This window comes from Brevundimonas sp., assembly GCF_036659295.1.
Taxonomy (GTDB): Bacteria; Pseudomonadota; Alphaproteobacteria; order Caulobacterales; family Caulobacteraceae; genus Brevundimonas.
On record NZ_JAVXCU010000015.1, the window covers coordinates 1 to 1,847 of the forward strand.

Below are 1,847 nucleotides of genomic sequence, written 5' to 3' on the forward strand. Positions count from 1 at the left end.
GAAGGCCTACACCCCGCCGCCAAACCGCTCCGTAGAACCGCCCGCCGCCGAGGAATGGGTGTATAGGTGCGGTGCTTTTTTCGCGCAACCATTATTTCAAAAAAGCGCAATAAATCCGACAGATCGCTGGTCTTTACGACCCTAAAAGCCCGTCTGGTGGATGGGCCAAAACCACTTTCTGCGACCCCCACTCTATATACGGGGATGTTTTAACCCCGCAAACCGCCATTGAGCGAGGTTTGTTAGCCTTGTTTTTCGATAAATGACGTATGAATGCAGCTTTTTTGCGCATTGCCCATAGTTGGCGGTTGCAATGCAGCACACCGTTCGGCATAAACCCGTCCACGCACTAACGAGGTTGCCCCTGTGAACACGGCTTCACACATCGCCAAGACTGCAACGACCGCCACGGTTTCGGCTGTGCGTTCGCTCGTCCGCGTACTCCTCGTATCGGTACTTATTACCCCGCTCGGTCGAGCGGCGTGGATGCCTGTAACCTGACATAAGAAACCAAGTCAGACCTGCACCACCCCGCTCTCCTCCACGGAAGCGGGGTTTTTTATGCGCGTTTCCAGCTCCTCCCTCCCTCGCAAGCGACAAGAACTCTCGAAATCACGATGTCCGACCGTCCAGACCCGAATAAACCAGCCAATACCCGCAGCGCCCATGTGACCGAGGGGCCGAGCCGCGCCGCAGCTCGTTCGTATCTGCGCGCCGCCGGTATGCAGGATGCCGATTTCAAAAAGCCGATGATCGGCATTGTGAACACCTGGTCCACGGTTACCCCGTGCAACATGCATCTGGACCGCTTGGCCAAGGATGTTCGTGCCGGTGTCATCGATGCGGGCGGCTGGCCTGTCGATTTCAACACCATCGTCGTCACCGACGGCATCTCGATGGGCACGCCGGGCATGAAGGCCTCGCTGATCAGCCGTGAAGTGGTTGCCGATTCCATCGAGCTGGCTATCGAAGGACACCAACTGGACGGCGTCATCTGCATTGTTGGCTGCGACAAGACCATTCCAGCTGCCGCCATGGCTCTGGCGCGACTGGATATCCCTGGGCTGGTCTATTACGGCGGCACCATCATGCCCGGCCGTATCGACGGCAAGGAAGTCTCGGTTCAGGAAGTGTTCGAGGCCATCGGTGCCCATGGTGCAGGAACGCTGGACGATGCGGGCCTGAAGAAGGTCGAAAGCGCGGTCTGTCCTGGCGCTGGTGCCTGTGGTGGCCAGTTCACGGCCAATACTATGGCCATGGCCCTGTCGATGATGGGTATCTCGCCCATGGGAGCCAATGATGTTCCCGCTGTCGATCCGGACAAGGCCGCCGAAGGGTTCCGCTGTGGCCAGTTGGCGGTCCAGCGCGTCTTTGCCGGTGACAAAGCCCGCAAATACATCACCCACGCCAGCCTGAAGAATGCCGCCGTCGCCTGCTCGGCCTCGGGTGGTTCGACCAATGCGGTCATGCACCTGACGGCGATTGCCGCCGAGGCAGGTGTCGATTTCGGTATCGAGGACTGCCATCAGGCCTGTGTCGAGGCTCCGGTCATCTGTGACCTGAAGCCCGGCGGCCGTTTCCTGGCTTCTCATCTGTATGTCGCAGGCGGCACGCGCTTGGTTGCCAAGCGTCTGGCCGAAGCGGGCAAGATCGTCAACACGCCGACCGTTTCGGGGGAGAGCCTGTTTGCAGAAGCCGCCAAGGCCGAGGAAGCCCCCGGCCAGCAGGTCGTTACCACGGTCGACCAACCGGTCATGGCGCGCGGCTCCTATGCGGTCATCTATGGCGATGTCGCTCCCGAAGGCGCGATCATCAAACTGACCGGCCACAAGGTTGATCGTTTCACC

At 59.8% G+C, this 1,847-nt stretch carries 1 protein-coding gene; it reads left to right on the plus strand.

Features of this window, described 5'->3' with window-relative positions; translation table 11 throughout:
• Positions 1-617: 617 nt before the first annotated feature.
• Positions 618-1,847 (plus strand): dihydroxy-acid dehydratase (locus tag RSB01_RS04690; protein ID WP_332625116.1); only part of this gene is annotated, 1,230 nt, incomplete at its 3' end.